Genomic DNA, 15,388 nt, shown 5'->3' on the forward strand with positions numbered 1-15,388 from the left:
CCCCGCATCGCCCGGCACGTGCGATATCGACCCAGCACCGGGGCGGCGCTCACCGGGGCGGCACTCACCGGGGCGGCGCGATCGACGCCCGGGTCACGAGCACGGGCGCCACGGGAGCGAGGTCGGATGCCGTCGCTCCGTCGCCGCCCGCGAGCACCGCCGCCACCGCGCGGCGCGCCAGCTCGCTGAAGTCCTGCCGCACCGTCGTGAGCTTCGGCCAGTAGTAGGCGGCATCCGGGGTGTCGTCGAAGCCGACCACGCTGATGTCGCCCGGCACCGCGAGTCCGGCCTCGTGCAGACCGCCGAGCAGCCCGAGCGCCATCTGGTCGTTCGCCGCGAACACGGCTGTCACTCCCGATTCCCGCACGGCGTCGACCGCGGCGTAGCCCGAGCCTGCGGTCCAGTCACCCTCGAACACGGGTCCGGCCGCGAGTCCACGTGCAGCGAGCTCGGCGGCGAACCCCTGCGTGCGGGACTCAGCCTCGAGCCAGTCGGCGGGGCCGGCGAGGTGCGCGATGCGCGTGTGTCCGGCATCGGCGAGCGCCGAGACGGCCAGCCTGGCTCCGGCCGCCTGGTCGACCGAGAGGCCGCGGGCTCCCCGGTCGGCCGCATGCAGGGTCACGATCGGCACGTCGATGCGCAGTTCATCGAGGGCGTCGAGCGTGTGGGCGTGCGGGGCGACGACGACGATGCCCTCGACCCCCTGCATCACGAGGTGATCGACCGCGGCGACGACGGATTGCGCATCACCCGCATCCGCGAAAGCCGCACTCAGCCAGTAGCCGACCTCGCGGGCCGACGCCTCGAGCGCGGCGATGCTGCGCGAAGGCCCGTAGTGCAGCGCGTCGGTGGCCAGTACGCCGAGCGTGCGGGAGCGCCGGGTGCCCAGCGCTCTAGCGGCGTTGTTCATGCGGTAGCCGAGCTCGGCCATCGCGGCGAGCACCCGTTCGCGGGTCTCGGCGGCGACCTCGGGGTGGTCGTTCAGCACCCGCGACACCGTCTGCCGAGAGACTCCGGCGAGCACCGCGACATCGCGCACTCCGACGGTGCGGCGGGGCTCGCTGCTCGTGTCACTCACGCCGACGAGTGTATGCCGAGCGGCCCCGGCGCCTCGCCTTCGTGCCACTCTGGTGACATGCGCATCGCACTCACCGGATCATCGGGCAAGCTCGGCAGCGTCGTCGCGCGGGAACTCCGCGCCAACGGATACGAGGTCATCGGCATGGATGTCGCCGGGGTCCGCGGCCCCGACTTCGTGCAGGTCGACCTGACAGATTACGGCCAGGTCGTGGATGCTTTCACGGCCGTCGGCGATCGACACGACGGCATCGATGCCGTGGTGCACCTCGGGGCGATCCCCGCCCCCGGCATCCGCAGCGATGTCGCGACCTTCCACAACAACATGCCCGCGACGTTCAACGTCTTCTGGGCCGCGGTGCGCCTCGGCATCCGTCGCGTGGTCTACGCGTCGAGCGAGACCGTGCTCGGCCTGCCGTTCGACGTGCCGCCGCCCTACGTGCCGGTCGACGAGGACTACCCCGCCCGCCCCGAATCGGTGTACTCACTGGTCAAGACGCTCGAGGAGCAGCTGGCGACCGAGCTCGTGCGCTGGCATCCCGACCTGTCGATCACCGCGCTGCGGTTCTCGAATGTGATGAACTCGGAGGACTACGCCGAGTTCCCCGATTTCGATGCCGACGCTCTGCGCCGCAAGTGGAACCTCTGGGGTTACATCGACGCCCGCGACGGTGCGCAGGCCGTGGAGCGTGCGCTCGAGGTGGCGGCACCCGGGTTCGACAACTTCATCATCGCGGCGGCCGACACGGTGATGTCGCGGCCGAACGCCGAGCTGCTCGCCGAGGTCTTCCCCGACGTGCCGGTCGCGCGGGAGTTCGGCCCGAACGAGACGTTGCTGTCGATCGACAAGGCGCGGCGTGTGTTGGGCTTCGACCCGCAGCACTCCTGGCGCGACCACGCTTGATCCGAGGGCCGCGCCCAGCCCCACCGCATTCCGGTATCTCGCCAAGCCGTGGGTAGTGTCGGCGCATGGAACAGCGCGGTTTCTACAGAATCAGCCTCGCGGCCGTGCCGGCATTGGCACTGCTACTGAGCCCGTGCGCGATGGCGCCAGGAACCCACCCAGCACCGGTATCTGTCGCGCAGGAAGCAACACAATCTGACGCCGCTGAGTTACTCATGTCTCTCGACGTCAGTGCGGTCTCGACCATCGTCTTCCAGAACACCACAGACCTCGGCCAACGCTCCGCGGCTGTGGTTACCGGCACCGTGCACCGCTGGCTCGCGGGAGACAAGGTCACGACCGCCACCGGAACACCCGTCAGTGCAGCCCTCCTCGCCGAAGTCGAGGTCACCGAGGTCACTGCGAAGGACGGGACATCGCTGCAGCCGGGGGACATCGTCTACATCCCCGTGATCTCTCCGTCGTCGGATCCCCGAGAGGTCGCCGATGCGTTGCCCCGAGACCTCGACGTGGTGGCATATCTCGACGACGAGTTGACCCCAGAACAGCTACAGGTGTCCGAGGAGTATCGAGTCGAGCCAGGCGACGCAGAGGCGGCCGGCAAACCCCGATGGCCCCTCCTGAGCCCTCAGGGGTTCATCGTCACCAACCCATCCGACCCTGGCGAACAGATCTGGCCGTTCCTGGGATCGCGCGCAACTGGGGAACTCACCGACGTCCTTCCCGGAGGACGGTTGGATGGTCTGACTGAGGAGCAGCGCAAGCTCATAGTCGGGTGAGCGACGGCACGGCCGGACCCGACAACGACGGGGCGCCCCTCAGCGCCGGGCGATCGTCGATCCGCGGATCACGAGGCGCACCGGCAGGTGGTGCGCACCCTCGCCGATGTCGATCCCGTCGATCGCGTCGAACACCCGCAGTGCGGCCTGACGGCCGAGCTGCTGAAGGTTCGCGTCGATGCTGGTGAGCTCGGGCCGCGCGTTGGTCGCGAGAACCTCCCAGTTGTCGTAGCCGATCACCGCGAGGTCGTCTGGCACGGTGCGTCCGAGATCGCGGGCCGAGTCGAGCACTCCGCGAGCGATCTGATCTGAACCGCAGAACACGGCGTCGATGTCGGGATGCCGCTGCAGCAGCATCGCGGCGGCATCCCGGCCCCAGTGCTCGGTCCACTCGGAGAACATGGGCTCGCCGACCAGTTCGAGCCCTGCTTCGCCGAGCGCGGCCCTGGCCCCCGCGAGACGGTCCTGCGCCGCGGCGTATGCGGGGTCGCCCGAGACGTGGGCGATCCGGCGGCGTCCGCAGGCCAGCAGGTGCTCGATCGCGAGGCGCCCGCCGGCGTAGTTGTCGGGCGTCAGCGACAGGTCGCGAGGGTCGTCGGACGGCGCGTACGCGTAGACCACCGGCACGGGAAGCTCCTGCCCGAGCGACGGTCGCGGATCTGTCTGCCGACCGACGACGATGATGCCGTCGACCCGGCGGCTCAGCAGCTCCTTGAGATGGTGCTGCTCGCGGATCGCGTCGCCGCGCGCGTCGCACAGGAACACGTTGATGCGGCCGGCGCCGAAAGCGTCCTCGGCCCCCATCAGGATCGGGAGCATGAACCGACCCTCGAGGTCGCTCGTGAGCAGACCGACGGTGCCCGTGCGCCCGGCGAGCAGGCCTCGGGCCATGGCGTTCGGCGTGAAGGACAGCTCGTCCGCGATCGCCCGCACCTTGGCCCGGGTCGCGGCCGAGACATCGCCGCGGTCGTTCAGCGCCTTGGACGCCGTCGAGATCGACACTCCGGCGCGCGCGGCGACATCACCGAGGGTCACCGCCCGTGCTGCAGTCGCGTCGCTCATCCCACTCCCTGTTGCTGAAAGGTTATCGGAACGAGGGTTGACGCCCCCGCCGAATCCACGCTATACCTTTTCGAAAGGGTTTTCGTAGATTTCGAAAGCTCGATCTCCACACCACCTCCACACCGGCGCTGCACGGTCGAAGCGCCACCCGCATCCGCTCGAAGACGAGCCAGAGGAGTCCCCCACCATGATCACCACCCGCACTCACGCCGTGCGCCGAGCGTCCGCCGCGGTCATCGCGGCCGGCCTGCTCGTCGGCGGCCTCGCCGCCTGCGCGCCCGCCGCAGACACCGCCGCAGACGTACCGATCCCCGCCGAGGGAACCGACGACGGCACGACGCTCACGCTGTGGACACGCGCTCCGATCGAGCGCCAGGCCAAGCTGCTCGTCGACGCCTACAACGCGAGCCATGAGAACCAGGTCGAGCTCACCGTCGTCCCCAACGACGACTACGTCGCGAAGGTCGGCGCCGCCGCCGGGTCGGACGGCCTGCCCGATCTGTTCGCGGCCGACATCGTCTACGTGCCCAACTGGGCGCAGCAGGGCCTGTTCCAGGACATGTCCGAGCAGATCGACGGTCTCGACTTCAAAGACGAGATCAACCCCGGCCATCTCTCTGCCGGCACGGTCGACGACGCCGAGTACGTGCTGCCCTTCGCGCTCGACCTGTCGATGCTGTTCTGGAACAAGGAGCTGTTCGCCGAAGCGGGCCTCGACCCCGAGAAGGCGCCGGCCACGCTCGAGGAGTTCGCCGAGGCGGCCATGGCCGTGCAGGCGCTGAACAAGCCGGACACCTACGGCACCGCGACGGGCCTCAACTGCGGCGGATGCCTGGTGTTCACCTGGTTCCCCTCGATCTGGGCGTCTGGTGACGAGGTCATGAGCGACGACGGCACCGAATCGCTGCTCGACGGCGACTCGGCGCAGGCCGTCTACGACACGTGGGCCGAGCTGCAGGACGCCGGAGCGATCCTCCCCTCCTCCACCGACGAGGCCGGCCCCACCTGGACCGCCGCGTTCAGCGAGGGCAAGGTCGGCGTGATGCCGTTCCCCGCCACGCTTCTCCCCTCCCTCGAGTTCGACGCCGGCGTCGCCGGCATCCCCGGTGTCGACGGCGGAGCCTCGACGTTCGTCGGCGGTGACGGCATCGGCATCTCGAAGGACTCGACGAAGGCGGCGCAGGCCTGGAACTTCCTCAACTGGATGATGTCGGAGGAGGCGCAGGTCGAGGTGCTCGCCAAGGACGGCAACGCCGTCTCGCGCGGAGACCTCGCCGACAACGAGTACGCGGCCGCCGACCCTCGGCTGATCACGATCAACGAGGTCGCCGCTCAAGGCGACACCCCGGTGGCGCTCAACTTCCAGCAGGCGTTCAACGCGCCGGGCAGCCCGTGGCTGACGCTGGTGCGCAACGCGGTGCTGAACGGCGAGGATGCCGTGCCGACCGACAACGAGGAGATCACCGCGATCCTGTCGCAGTGATCCGCCGCGGGGGCGGCGCCGCACGCCGCCCCCGCATCGACCTCGTCAGTCCCCGATCGAAAGAGAACGAGATGACCTCGACCGCACCCCCGCTGCGTCGCCGCAGGCCGCGCACCGCGTTCGACGGCCCGGTGCAGGGCTGGCTCTACGCCGCCCCGACGGCGATCTTCGTCGCCCTGCTGTTCATCGTCCCGCTGGTGCTCGTGGTTCAGATGTCAGCATCCGACTGGCCGCTGCTGAGCGGCAACCAGGGCATCAACTTCCCCGAGAACTACACGGATGCGGTGACCCACCGCCTCTTCTGGGACTCGATCCGCTTCACCCTTCTCTACACGCTCATCACGACCGTCATCCTGATCGGCCTGGGGCTCGGCCTCGCCCTGCTCGTGCAGGAGTCGACGCGGTGGAAGGGCTTTCTGCGCACTGCGTTCCTGATCCCGAGCGCCCTCGGCCTGGCATCCGCATCTCTGCTGTTCTACGTTCTGTACTCGCCCATCGCCGGTCCGTTCGCGAACCTGATGAAGTCGTGGGGAATCACCTTCCTCGGCACTCCCGAAGGGGCGTTGTGGTCGACGATCTTCCTGATCGTCTGGCGCTACGCGGGCTTCTACATGCTGCTGATGCTGGTGGGCCTGCAGGGCATCCCCGACGACGTCTACGAGGCCGCCCGCATCGATGGCGCGAACCGCTGGCAGACGTTCCGCGACATCACGGTGCCGCTGCTCAAGCCGACCTTCGCGCTCACGACCGTGATGTGCGTGACCGGGTCGCTGCTCGCGTTCGAGCAGTTCTACATCCTCACCAAGGGCGGTCCCGACAACAGCACCATGACGGTCGTGCAGCTGATCTACAACGTGGCCTTCCAGGGCCAGAACAGCCTCGGCATCGCCGGTGCGCTATCGGTGATCGTGCTGCTCGCCCTCGTCGTCATCAACGTCTTCCAGCTGCGCGCGTTCCGCCGCACGGATGAGAGCTGAGAATCATGTCCCAGACCCTGACCCGCACCATCGTCGCGCCGAACCATCAGCCCACCGCGCCGCGGTACCGCTCGAAGGCCGCCCGCGTCGTCTTGGGCATCCCCTACTGGGTGTTCACGACCGCCCTCGCGGTGATCTTCCTCTATCCCCTGATCTGGACAGGCGTCTCGTCGGTGAGCCCGATGGCCGGCACCAGCCAGACCGACGGCTGGGGATTCGGCAACTACGCCGCCCTCGGCGAGTACCAGGCCGGCATCTGGGTGTACCTCGGCAACTCGCTGTTCGTCTCGGTGCTGACGGTGGCTCTGACGCTGTTCATCTCGCTGCTCGGCGGCTATGCGTTCGCACGGTTCTCGTTCCCCGGCAAGAACGCGCTGTTCCTGCTGACCCTCGCGATCCTGATGGTGCCGTATGCGACGCTGCTGATCCCGCTCTACGTGATCCTCAACTCGGTGGGCCTGCAGAATTCACTCGTCGGCGTCGCGCTCGTGATCACGATGTTCCAGCTGCCGTTCTCGATGTTCATGATGCGCATCTCGTTCGAGTCGATCCCGAGAGAGATGGACGAAGCGGCGATGGTCGACGGATGCTCCAGCTGGGGCGCCCTGTGGCGGGTGCTGCTTCCGGCGGTCAAGCCGGGGCTCGTCACGGTCGGGCTCTTCGCGTTCCTCACGGCGTGGAACGACTTCATGGCCCCGCTGATCCTCATCAACGACACGAACCGCATGACGCTTCCGCTCGCGGTGGCCAACCTCCGAGGGCAGGTGCAGGGCGTCGTCGACTACGGCGCCACCGAGGCGGGGGTCGTCGTGCTGGCGCTCCCCTGCATCCTGCTCTTCCTGATCCTGCAACGACACTACGTGCGCGGCTTCATGTCCGGCGCCTTCAAGGGATGACCATGTTCGACACCACTTCACCGGCCGCCCCCGTGGTTCCCACGCACGGTCGCCTGCGCCCTCTCGGACTCGACGAGGTGCGGATCCTCGGAGGATTCTGGGGCGAACGCCAGACCGTGAACGGCTCTGCCACGCTCACGCACATCGAGTCGCGACTCGAGTCCGAGGGGTGGCTGCCCAACTTCGACCTCGCCGCCGCCGGCACGCTGCCGGACGGGCGCCGCGGGCGCGAGTTCGCGGACTCCGAGATCTACAAGTTCCTCGAGGCGATGGCGTGGGAGATCGGACGCACGGATGCCGCGGCCGACGGCGAACTCGAGCAGCGGTTCCGCCGGGTGGTCGACCGGGTCGCCGCCGCGCAGGAGCCGGACGGCTATCTCAACACCATGTTCGGGCGCGCCGGTCAGCGCGAGCGCTGGTCGGACCTCGAGTGGGGGCACGAGCTCTACTGCCTCGGGCATCTGTTCCAGGCGGCCGTCGCCCGGGTGCGCACGAAACCCGACGCCGACGACGGCCTCATCGCCGTCGCCCGCCGCGCCGCCGACCTCGTGTGCCAGGAGTTCGGCGCCGACGGGCGCGAGGCGATCTGCGGGCACGCCGAGGTCGAGGTGGGACTGGCCGAACTCGGTCGCGCTCTCGGCGAGCCGCGCTACGTCGATCAGGCTGCGCTGTTCGTCGAGCGTCACGGCCGAGGATCGCTGGGCGAGATCGAATGGGGGCAGGAGTACTTCCAAGACGACGTGCCCGTGCGCGATGCCGAGGCGCTGCGCGGCCACGCGGTGCGCGCCAACTACCTCGCCTCCGGAGCGACCGACGTGGCGATGGAGAAGTCGGATGCCGAGCTGCTCGACGCCCTGCGAGGTCAGTGGGATCGCACGGTCGAGCGCCGCACCTATGTGACCGGTGGCCAGGGATCGCACCACCAGGACGAAGCGTTCGGCGACGACTGGGAGCTGCCACCCGACCGCGCCTACTCCGAGACCTGCGCCGGGATCGGATCGATCATGTTCTCGTGGCGTCTGCTGCTCGCGACCGGTGACGTCAGGCATGCCGACCTCATCGAACGCACCCTCTTCAACGTGGTAGCGACGTCTCCGGCCGACGACGGCCGCGCGTTCTTCTACGCCAACACGCTGCATCAGCGCACGCCGGGAACGCCGGCGGATCCGGATGCCACGTCGCCGCGCGCCTCGTCGTCGCTGCGCGCCCCGTGGTTCGAGGTGTCGTGCTGCCCGCCGAACGTGGCCCGCACCTTCGCGAGCCTCGGTGCGTATGTCGCCACAGCCGACCACGACGGCGTGCAGCTGCAGCAGTACGCGCCGTCATCCGTGCGGACCGTTCTGCCCGACGGGCGGATCGTGGCCTTCGACGTGTCGACGAACTACCCCGCCGACGGCGATGTGCGGGTCACGATCGCCGAGGATGCCGAGTTCACGCTCACGCTGCGAGTGCCCTCGTGGGCCGACGGCGCCGTCGTGCGGGTGCGCTCGGGCGACGAGGAGTCATCGGAGCCCGCCTCGGTGGGTTCCGTGTGGGTGACGCGATCGTTCCGCGCCGGCGACGTCGTCGAGCTCAGCCTGCCGATCGCCGCGAGGGCCACATCACCGCATCCGATGGTGGATGCCGTGCGCGGCAGCGTCGCGATCGAGCGCGGCCCCGAGGTGCTGGTCGTGGAATCGATCGATCTCGGAGCGGATGTCGGCGATGTGGTCGTCGCCGGGAACCCGATCGAGCGAGACGGCAGGGTCGTGCTGCCCGTGCGACGCCGCTCGACCGATGAGGTCAGCGAGGTTGCTCTCGTCCCGTACCACGACTGGGCTCAGCGCGGTCCGTCGACCATGCGCGTGTGGATCCCGCCGACCTGATGACCTCAGGGGGAGGCTCAGCTCCAGAGGCTCGCGACGTGGGCTTCGGCGTCACGGGTGCGGGCTTGAGCACGGGCAGCGGCGGTCGCGGCGCTGGTGAGCGCGGTCTGCATGGCGTCGGCGCACTCGGTCCATTCGCGTTGAGCGCGGGAGTACGACTCTTGGGCGTGCCCGGTCCACAGCTGTCTCAGCCCGGAGGCCTCCGAGTCGAGTTCGTCGAGAAGACCGCGAATCCGATCTGCGGTGCCAGCGAGAACCGCGATCGACTCGGCGAGCGGTTCGTGCTCTACGCGGATGCGCATCAGCTGACGCCTGCGTCGGATTCGGGTTTCGGCCAGCTCAGGTCGAGTTCTCGAAGCTCGTAGGGCTGAGAGACCTCGTCGGTGAGGAAGTACGTGTAGAAGACGACGGCTGCTTCGTCAGCCGTGAAGACCTCGTGCGGGTAGACGGTGGTGAAGTATCGACCATTGTCGAAATGGATCACTTCGGTGGGCTCGCCTGCGAGGTCACCGCCGGGCTTGCCGATCGCGTATTGGTGGGCGTTACCGTCAGGGTCGAGGCGACGCACCTCGAGGGCCAGTGCCTCGGCGGTGCCGGCGCACTGCATGTACTCCTCGCTGAGAGGGATGCTGTCGAGCAGGTCAGCGCCCTCCGGCGCCCGCCAGAGGCTCCAGGCCCAGAATGACGACCCGTTCATCCGATTCAATGAGAATCGGATCTGATCCGGGTAGGGGCGGACATAGTCGATTAGCGCACCACGGGAGGACCCGTTCATCTGACTGATATGCGTTGGCTTCGTCACTTCACTTCTCTCAATAGCACTTTGGTGATCTGAATCTTCTCGCCGTTGTAGACGACGGTAGCGGGGCGTTCGGGACTGACCGTGCTGTCAAATCCTCGCTGGGCTGCATCGCGGGTCCCGGTGCCGCCCTTGACCTCGATGCCTGTGTAGGTGCCGTCGGGATTCTTGAAGAAGCCGTCGTAGTACCTGACCTGATCTGAGGTCGCTCCGGGCTTGTAGTGATACCCCTCGATGCTTGCGCGGACCTTGGTGCTGATGACGTCAGCACCGGTCTCCTCGGCGACTCGATCCAACCCGGTCTTCTCGGTGTCGACCCAGGGGCGTTGGCCGTCGCCGTTCCAGTGGCCCTTGATGTCGCGACCCCCGTGTTCGGGGTGCGGTGGCGGACGCTCCACGATGCGGTTGGCATCGTCACCGGTCGCCTCGTTCATCCAGCGGGTACTGGCGTGCCCGGCCGCTGCGAGGCCCGCTCCGGCGACCCCCACCCCGGCCCACGCGACGCCGCCACCGGGTGCAGCGCCCACCCCGGTGAGGGCGAGGGCGCCTCCGCCGCCGATCATGGTGCCGCCGCCGACGACGAGGGCGACTCCGCCGAGGAGTTCGAGAAGGATGTCGGGGTGGTTGATGAGCGCGTTGCTCATCGAGGCGATGAAGTTCAGCTGGTCGATCGCCGGGTTGAGGACGGCGGTCTCGAACATGACCGTGCCGATCGCCCCCGCGACCGCCCAGTTCTTCGTGCTCTCCGCCTGCTTCGGCGTCTCCAGGGGCGCCGCGTCCGCCGCCTCGTGGATCGCGTTCGCGGCATCCACGGCGTAGCGATCCAGCACGCCCCGCGCGTTGGTCAAGACCTCCACGGCCTGCGCGCGCAGGTCCGCCCCGCCATCGACGAACGGGACATCGAGCTCGACGTGCCGCAGGCCGAGGTCGCGCTCCAGCTCCCGCACCTTCACCCGGTGCTCCTGGTGCGAGGCGACCGTTGCGGTCTCCGCCTGCCCCCACAGGTCGATCGCCCGCGCGGCCTCCTCCTGCGCCCACCGCAGCGCATCCCCATAGGCCGACAGAGCAGCGGCACCGCTCATCAGGTGCTCGCCGCACTTCTGCGATGACGACCGCACGTACTCGGCTCGCTCGAGGTACTTCTCGTATGGGTACCCCGTCCACGCGGAATCGACCTCAAGGCCCCGCAACCCGTCCCGAAGGGCGGTGGCAGCCTCTGACCGAGACCGCCACGCCGACGCGACCGTGTGCGCCGCGGCATACGAGCCCGGAATCAGTGCGATCGGGTCGTTCGTCATCCCCAACTCGGGCATCAGTAGTCGCTCTCGGCCCAGATCATCTGGTCGAGTTCGCTGCTCGATGCCTCGTCACCCTGATCGAACACCTCGGCCGTCTGCCGCAGGTTCTCCGCCAACATGTCGACATCCCCGAGGCGCCGCCCCAGCGCGGTCGTCCAGGTGTCGCCGAATCGGGCCACCGCCGCATCGACCCAGTCCTCGCCCAGACCCGACGACTGCGCGACCACCGCCGAACCGAAATCTCCCCGAACAGCCGCTGCCTTCGTCGCGAAAGCTCGGAGCTCGTCCGTCTCCACATCTGCCATCGCACCCCCGGTAGGTCCCGAATGACGACTTTACGTCTTCATACGGGGCGCATTAGAGACGAAGAATGCTACATACCGGTGTTCAGGGATGCTGCGCGATCGAAGCTCCCAGCTGCCCGAGATCCCCCGCCGGACCGCGGTCGTCTACCGCTCCCCCGATCACGCGAATGACCCCCCATCCACCGGACAGGGGGTCATTCACGCGATGCGAACGGCGCTACTCCCGTTTTCGGGTGACCGCCCGCTGCAGCAGCACGAACACGAGCAGGATGCCGCCGGTGATGATGGTCGTCATCTCGGGAGGGATGCCCCCGTCGCGCGTGATCAGCACGTTCATGAGTCCGAGCACCAGGGCCCCGATGACCGACCCGAGCACGTAGCCGTAGGCACCGGTCAGCACGGTGCCGCCGATCACCGCTGCGGCGATCGCGTCGAGCTCCCACCCGATGCCGGTGATGTTCTGCGCGGTTCCGAGTCGTGCGGTGTACAGCACAGCCGCCAGTCCGGCCAGGCCACCGCTGATCACGTACACCAGCACCTTGGTGCGCTGCACGGGAAGCCCCATCAGCAGAGCGGAGCTCTCGGAGCCGCCGATCGCATAGACCGTGCGCCCCGTGCGGGTGCGGTGCAGCACGAAGAACGCGGCGGCCACGACGATCACGGCGACGAGCACCGCAGGGGTGATCACGAGGTCGTTCACCTTGGGGCCGTCGATGATCTTCAGCTGCGTGCCGATCCAGCGGATCGGCGATTCCTCACCGACCCGCTCGGGCTTGGTGCTGAGCAGCGACGCGAGGCCGCGCCCGAGGAACATCATCGCCAGCGTCGCGATGAACGGCTGCACGTCGAAGTATCTGATCAGCACGCCCGAGACGATGCCGAAGAGCACACCGATGCCGATCATCGCGATGATCACGGCGAACGCGTTCCATCCGGCGTTCGAGAGCATCACTCCGGCGACCGACGAGACGGCGATGATCGAACCCACCGAGAGGTCGATGCCGCCGGTGAGGATCACGAAGGTCAGCGCGACGGCCAGCACGATGAGGTGCGCGTTGTTGATCAGCAGGTTCGACAGCGTGTTGAACTGCAGGATGCGGCCGTAGGCCACCTCGCCGAAGATCACCATACCGGCGAAGATGACGACCGAGGCGATCGTCGGCAGCACAGACGGATTCGCCGTGATCATGCGTCGCACGCGGTCGACGATGGTCTCGGTCGTCTGCGGAGCGGGGGTGGCGGTCACGACGCTCATGCGGACACCTCTTCCTTGGCGATGATCTGTTCGACCGGCCGGGGCTTGCGACGCGAGCGGAACCAGTTGCGCACCCGCTGCGACTGCAACAGGCACAGCACGACGATCACGATGGCCTTGAATGCCGGCGTCGCAGACGACGAGACCCCGAGGTAGAGCACGGTCTTGTCGAGCGTGGCGATGAGCAGCGCTCCGACGAACGCGCCGCTGAGCGAGAACTTTCCGCCGGCCAGTGATGCGCCGCCGATGACGACCGCGAGGATCGCGTCGAGCTCGAGCTGATACCCGGTGCGCGAGATGTCGACCGTCATGACGCTGCCGACCGACATGATCCCCGCGATTCCCGCCAGGATGCCGCTCATGATGTAGGCCGTGAGCAGCAGGCCCTTCGGCTTGATGCCGGCCATGCGGCTGGCCCGGGGGTTGATGCCGATCGCCTCGATCATGAGCCCCAGTGCGCTGCGCCTGACGACCCAGCCGACGGCGATCACGATGAGCACGGCGAGGATGAACACCACGGGGATGCCGATCACGAAGCCGTTGGCGATCCACCGGAACGCATCGTTCGACGCCGTGGTGTTCTGTCCGCCCGTGATCACCTTGGCGATGCCTCGGCCCGCGAGCATGAGCACGAGGGTGGCGATGAACGGTTGCAGCCCGACGTAGGCGACGAGCAGACCGTTGACCGCCCCGAGGATGCCGGTGATCACCAGCGCGAGTCCGACCGCGGCGAGCGCGGCACCGAAGGAGTCGCCGGCGGCGCTGAGGAACTCCATCGACACAGCCCCGGCGACGGCCATCAGCGAGCCGACCGAGAGGTCGATGCCACCGGTGGCGATCACGAGCGACATCCCGATCGCGATCATCATGATCGGCGCCGCCTGGCGCAGGATGTCGATCAGGTTGCCGACGAGGTTGCCGTTGTTGGGGTTGATCGAGAGCGCGAGGTAGGTCGGGTCCTTGATCACGTTCAGGGCGAGCAGCGCGAGGATCGCGACGATGCCCCAGAAGAACGGCTTGTGGATCAGGTCCCGCCAGATGGTGGTGCCGGCTGACGCGGTCATCGCGCTGCCTCCTTGTCGGTCGTGGGGGCGATGCTATCGGGCACGGCGCCGTCGGTGTCGTCGAGCGTCTCGGCAGCGGCCTCCACTCCGTGAGCGGCGATCACATCGACGATCACCTGCGCGGTGACGTCGGGGCCGTTCTGGATCTCGCCGATCTTGCGGTGGTCCTTCAGCACGACGATCCGCTCCGACAGACGCACGACCTCTTCGAGCTCGGATGAGATGAACACCACGGCGACGCCGTCTTCGGCGAGCTCGGCCACCGCCTCCTGGATCTCAGCCTTGGCTCCGACGTCGATTCCGCGCGTCGGCTCGTCGAGGATCAGCAGCTCGGGCTTCGTGGCGAGCCAGCGACCGAGCAGCACCTTCTGCTGGTTGCCTCCCGAGAGGTTCTTGATCATGCGGTCGGGGTCGGCAGGGCGCACGTTGAACTGCTCGATGTAGCGGTCGACGATCGCATCCTGCTCCTTGCGGCTCATGGGCCGCGCCCATCCGCGCTCGGCCTGCACCGCGAGGATGATGTTCTCGCGCACGGTCAGGTCACCGATGATCCCCTCGTCACGGCGGTTCTCGGTCGAGAAGGCGATGCGCCGAGGCAGCGCGTCGGCGGGCGACTTGAGGTCGACCCGGTCTCCGTGCAGCTCGATCGTGCCCTCGTCGGCACGATCGGCGCCGTAGAGCAGTCGGGCGAGCTCGGTGCGCCCGGATCCCAGCAGACCGGCGAAGCCGATCACCTCGCCGGGGCGGATGTCGAAGTCGGTCGCCTCGACCGCGCCTCGTCGTGCGATTCCGGATGCCGCGAGCAGCGGCTTCTCGTCGGCTTCGCGCGGTGCACGGCGGCGATTGCCCCCGAGCGACTTGAGCGCGTCGAGGTCCTTGCCGATCATCTTCGAGATGAGGGCGTGACGGTCGAGGTCGCGAGTGAGGTACTCGCCCTCGTACAGTCCGTTGCGCAGCACCGTCAGGCGGTCGCTGATCGCATAGACCTGATCGAGGAAGTGCGAGACGAAGAGGATGGCGACGCCCTGGTCGCGCAGAGCCCTGATCACCGTGAAGAGGCCCTCGACCTCGGCGGCGTCGAGGCTGGAGGTCGGCTCGTCGAGGATCAGCACCTTGGCCTTGATCGCCATCGCGCGGCTGATGGCGACGAGCTGCTGCAGCGCGATCGAGAGCGTCGAGAGCGGTCGGCGCGTGTCGAGGTGCCCCAGCCCGAGTCGGGAGAGCGCGTCGGTCGCGGCCCGGTGGGTGGCCGTCCAGTTGATGCCGAACACACCTCGCAGCTCGTGACCGAGCATCACGTTCTCGCCGATCGAGAGGTTGGGCGCGAGGTTGACCTCTTGGTACACCGTCGAGATCCCGGCATCCTGCGCATCGCCGGCGCCGCTGAAACTGCGCTCCTGACCTGCGACGACGATCGACCCCGAGTCGATCCGGTAGACGCCGGTCAGGGCTTTGATCAGAGTCGACTTTCCTGCGCCGTTCTCTCCCATGAGCGCGTGGACCTCGCCCTGGAACAGCCGGAAATCGACCCCGTCGAGGGCTTTCACGCCCGGGAACTCGATTGAGATCCCGCGCATCTCGACGATGGGCAGTGCTTCGTTCATCGCTGTCTCTCCGTCCGCAG

15 protein-coding genes are annotated in these 15,388 nt (G+C 68.0%); 6 read left to right on the forward strand and 9 right to left on the reverse strand.

Features of this window, described 5'->3' with window-relative positions; translation table 11 throughout:
* Positions 1 to 64 precede the first annotated feature (64 nt).
* Positions 65 to 1,078 carry a LacI family DNA-binding transcriptional regulator gene (locus RQG82_RS03955; RefSeq protein ID WP_311257835.1) on the reverse strand — a complete coding sequence of 338 codons (1,014 nt, stop codon included), beginning with the start codon at positions 1,076 to 1,078 and terminating at the stop codon, positions 65 to 67.
* A gap of 57 nt (positions 1,079 to 1,135) precedes the next feature.
* Here RQG82_RS03955 and RQG82_RS03960 point away from each other — a divergent pair, with 57 nt between their 5' ends.
* Positions 1,136 to 1,981, forward strand: coding sequence for an NAD(P)-dependent oxidoreductase (locus tag RQG82_RS03960; RefSeq protein ID WP_311257836.1), 846 nt, complete (start codon positions 1,136 to 1,138; stop codon positions 1,979 to 1,981).
* A gap of 65 nt (positions 1,982 to 2,046) precedes the next feature.
* Positions 2,047 to 2,760, forward strand: coding sequence for a hypothetical protein (locus tag RQG82_RS03965; protein WP_311257837.1), 714 nt, complete (start codon positions 2,047 to 2,049; stop codon positions 2,758 to 2,760).
* A gap of 39 nt (positions 2,761 to 2,799) precedes the next feature.
* Here the strand turns inward: RQG82_RS03965 and RQG82_RS03970 are convergent, their stop codons facing one another.
* Entirely contained in the window at positions 2,800 to 3,822 is a 1,023-nt protein-coding gene (locus tag RQG82_RS03970; RefSeq protein ID WP_311257838.1) for a LacI family DNA-binding transcriptional regulator, read from the reverse strand.
* Between the two features lie 187 nt (positions 3,823 to 4,009).
* On the opposite strand from RQG82_RS03970, the gene RQG82_RS03975 reads away from it, so the two are divergent.
* The 4 genes from RQG82_RS03975 to RQG82_RS03990 all read left to right on the forward strand — a co-directional run bounded on the left by RQG82_RS03975 (position 4,010) and on the right by RQG82_RS03990 (position 9,043).
* Positions 4,010 to 5,305, forward strand: coding sequence for a sugar ABC transporter substrate-binding protein (locus tag RQG82_RS03975; RefSeq protein ID WP_311257839.1), 1,296 nt, complete (start codon positions 4,010 to 4,012; stop codon positions 5,303 to 5,305).
* 71 nt (positions 5,306 to 5,376) lie between these two features.
* Positions 5,377 to 6,282 carry a sugar ABC transporter permease gene (locus RQG82_RS03980; RefSeq protein ID WP_311257840.1) on the forward strand — a complete coding sequence of 302 codons (906 nt, stop codon included), beginning with the start codon at positions 5,377 to 5,379 and terminating at the stop codon, positions 6,280 to 6,282.
* Positions 6,283 to 6,287: 5 nt separating this feature from the next.
* Positions 6,288 to 7,178 (forward strand): carbohydrate ABC transporter permease, encoded by an 891-nt coding sequence (locus RQG82_RS03985; RefSeq protein ID WP_311257841.1) that lies wholly within the window; start codon positions 6,288 to 6,290, stop codon positions 7,176 to 7,178.
* Positions 7,175 to 9,043 (forward strand): glycoside hydrolase family 127 protein, encoded by a 1,869-nt coding sequence (locus tag RQG82_RS03990; RefSeq protein ID WP_396653552.1) that lies wholly within the window; start codon positions 7,175 to 7,177, stop codon positions 9,041 to 9,043. The genes RQG82_RS03985 and RQG82_RS03990 overlap by 4 nt, the downstream gene beginning before the upstream one ends.
* A 17-nt stretch (positions 9,044 to 9,060) precedes the next feature.
* Here the strand turns inward: RQG82_RS03990 and RQG82_RS03995 are convergent, their stop codons facing one another.
* The 7 genes from RQG82_RS03995 to RQG82_RS04025 all read right to left on the reverse strand — a co-directional run bounded on the left by RQG82_RS03995 (position 9,061) and on the right by RQG82_RS04025 (position 15,368).
* A complete protein-coding gene (locus tag RQG82_RS03995; protein ID WP_311257843.1) occupies positions 9,061 to 9,345 on the reverse strand; it encodes a WXG100 family type VII secretion target in 285 nt (94 codons plus the stop codon).
* A complete protein-coding gene (locus RQG82_RS04000; RefSeq protein ID WP_311257844.1) occupies positions 9,345 to 9,740 on the reverse strand; it encodes a hypothetical protein in 396 nt (131 codons plus the stop codon). The genes RQG82_RS03995 and RQG82_RS04000 overlap by 1 nt, the downstream gene beginning before the upstream one ends.
* A gap of 101 nt (positions 9,741 to 9,841) precedes the next feature.
* Positions 9,842 to 11,155: a putative T7SS-secreted protein gene (locus tag RQG82_RS04005; RefSeq protein WP_311257845.1), complete on the reverse strand. Its 1,314-nt coding sequence runs from the start codon at positions 11,153 to 11,155 to the stop codon at positions 9,842 to 9,844.
* On the reverse strand, positions 11,155 to 11,445 hold the full coding sequence (locus RQG82_RS04010) for a type VII secretion target (RefSeq protein ID WP_311257846.1): 291 nt from the start codon (positions 11,443 to 11,445) through the stop codon (positions 11,155 to 11,157). The genes RQG82_RS04005 and RQG82_RS04010 overlap by 1 nt, the downstream gene beginning before the upstream one ends.
* A 217-nt stretch (positions 11,446 to 11,662) precedes the next feature.
* On the reverse strand, positions 11,663 to 12,700 hold the full coding sequence (locus RQG82_RS04015) for an ABC transporter permease subunit (RefSeq protein ID WP_311257847.1): 1,038 nt from the start codon (positions 12,698 to 12,700) through the stop codon (positions 11,663 to 11,665).
* The gene (locus RQG82_RS04020; RefSeq protein ID WP_311257848.1) at positions 12,697 to 13,764 is read right to left on the reverse strand and encodes an ABC transporter permease; all 1,068 of its coding nucleotides are present in this window, start codon (positions 13,762 to 13,764) and stop codon (positions 12,697 to 12,699) included. Before RQG82_RS04020 ends, RQG82_RS04015 begins: the two co-directional genes overlap by 4 nt.
* A complete protein-coding gene (locus tag RQG82_RS04025; protein ID WP_311257849.1) occupies positions 13,761 to 15,368 on the reverse strand; it encodes a sugar ABC transporter ATP-binding protein in 1,608 nt (535 codons plus the stop codon). The genes RQG82_RS04020 and RQG82_RS04025 overlap by 4 nt, the downstream gene beginning before the upstream one ends.
* Positions 15,369 to 15,388: the final 20 nt, after the last annotated feature.

This window comes from Microbacterium sp. WCS2018Hpa-9 (assembly GCF_031843745.1).
GTDB lineage: Bacteria > Actinomycetota > Actinomycetes > Actinomycetales > Microbacteriaceae > Microbacterium.

What these genes read in the sequence shown, in the direction of transcription:
- RQG82_RS03960 (WP_311257836.1), top strand. Translation starts at nt 1,136, where the DNA reads ATGCGCATCGCACTCACCGGATCATCGGGCAAGCTCGGCAGCGTCGTC.
- RQG82_RS03965 (WP_311257837.1), top strand. Translation starts at nt 2,047, where the DNA reads ATGGAACAGCGCGGTTTCTACAGAATCAGCCTCGCGGCCGTGCCGGCA.
- RQG82_RS03970 (WP_311257838.1), bottom strand. Translation starts at nt 3,822, where the DNA reads ATGAGCGACGCGACTGCAGCACGGGCGGTGACCCTCGGTGATGTCGCC.
- RQG82_RS03975 (WP_311257839.1), top strand. Translation starts at nt 4,010, where the DNA reads ATGATCACCACCCGCACTCACGCCGTGCGCCGAGCGTCCGCCGCGGTC.
- RQG82_RS03980 (WP_311257840.1), top strand. Translation starts at nt 5,377, where the DNA reads ATGACCTCGACCGCACCCCCGCTGCGTCGCCGCAGGCCGCGCACCGCG.
- RQG82_RS03985 (WP_311257841.1), top strand. Translation starts at nt 6,288, where the DNA reads ATGTCCCAGACCCTGACCCGCACCATCGTCGCGCCGAACCATCAGCCC.
- RQG82_RS03990 (WP_396653552.1), top strand. Translation starts at nt 7,175, where the DNA reads ATGACCATGTTCGACACCACTTCACCGGCCGCCCCCGTGGTTCCCACG.
- RQG82_RS03995 (WP_311257843.1), bottom strand. Translation starts at nt 9,345, where the DNA reads ATGCGCATCCGCGTAGAGCACGAACCGCTCGCCGAGTCGATCGCGGTT.
- RQG82_RS04000 (WP_311257844.1), bottom strand. Translation starts at nt 9,740, where the DNA reads ATGAACGGGTCGTCATTCTGGGCCTGGAGCCTCTGGCGGGCGCCGGAG.
- RQG82_RS04005 (WP_311257845.1), bottom strand. Translation starts at nt 11,155, where the DNA reads ATGCCCGAGTTGGGGATGACGAACGACCCGATCGCACTGATTCCGGGC.
- RQG82_RS04010 (WP_311257846.1), bottom strand. Translation starts at nt 11,445, where the DNA reads ATGGCAGATGTGGAGACGGACGAGCTCCGAGCTTTCGCGACGAAGGCA.
- RQG82_RS04015 (WP_311257847.1), bottom strand. Translation starts at nt 12,700, where the DNA reads ATGAGCGTCGTGACCGCCACCCCCGCTCCGCAGACGACCGAGACCATC.
- RQG82_RS04020 (WP_311257848.1), bottom strand. Translation starts at nt 13,764, where the DNA reads ATGACCGCGTCAGCCGGCACCACCATCTGGCGGGACCTGATCCACAAG.
- RQG82_RS04025 (WP_311257849.1), bottom strand. Translation starts at nt 15,368, where the DNA reads ATGAACGAAGCACTGCCCATCGTCGAGATGCGCGGGATCTCAATCGAG.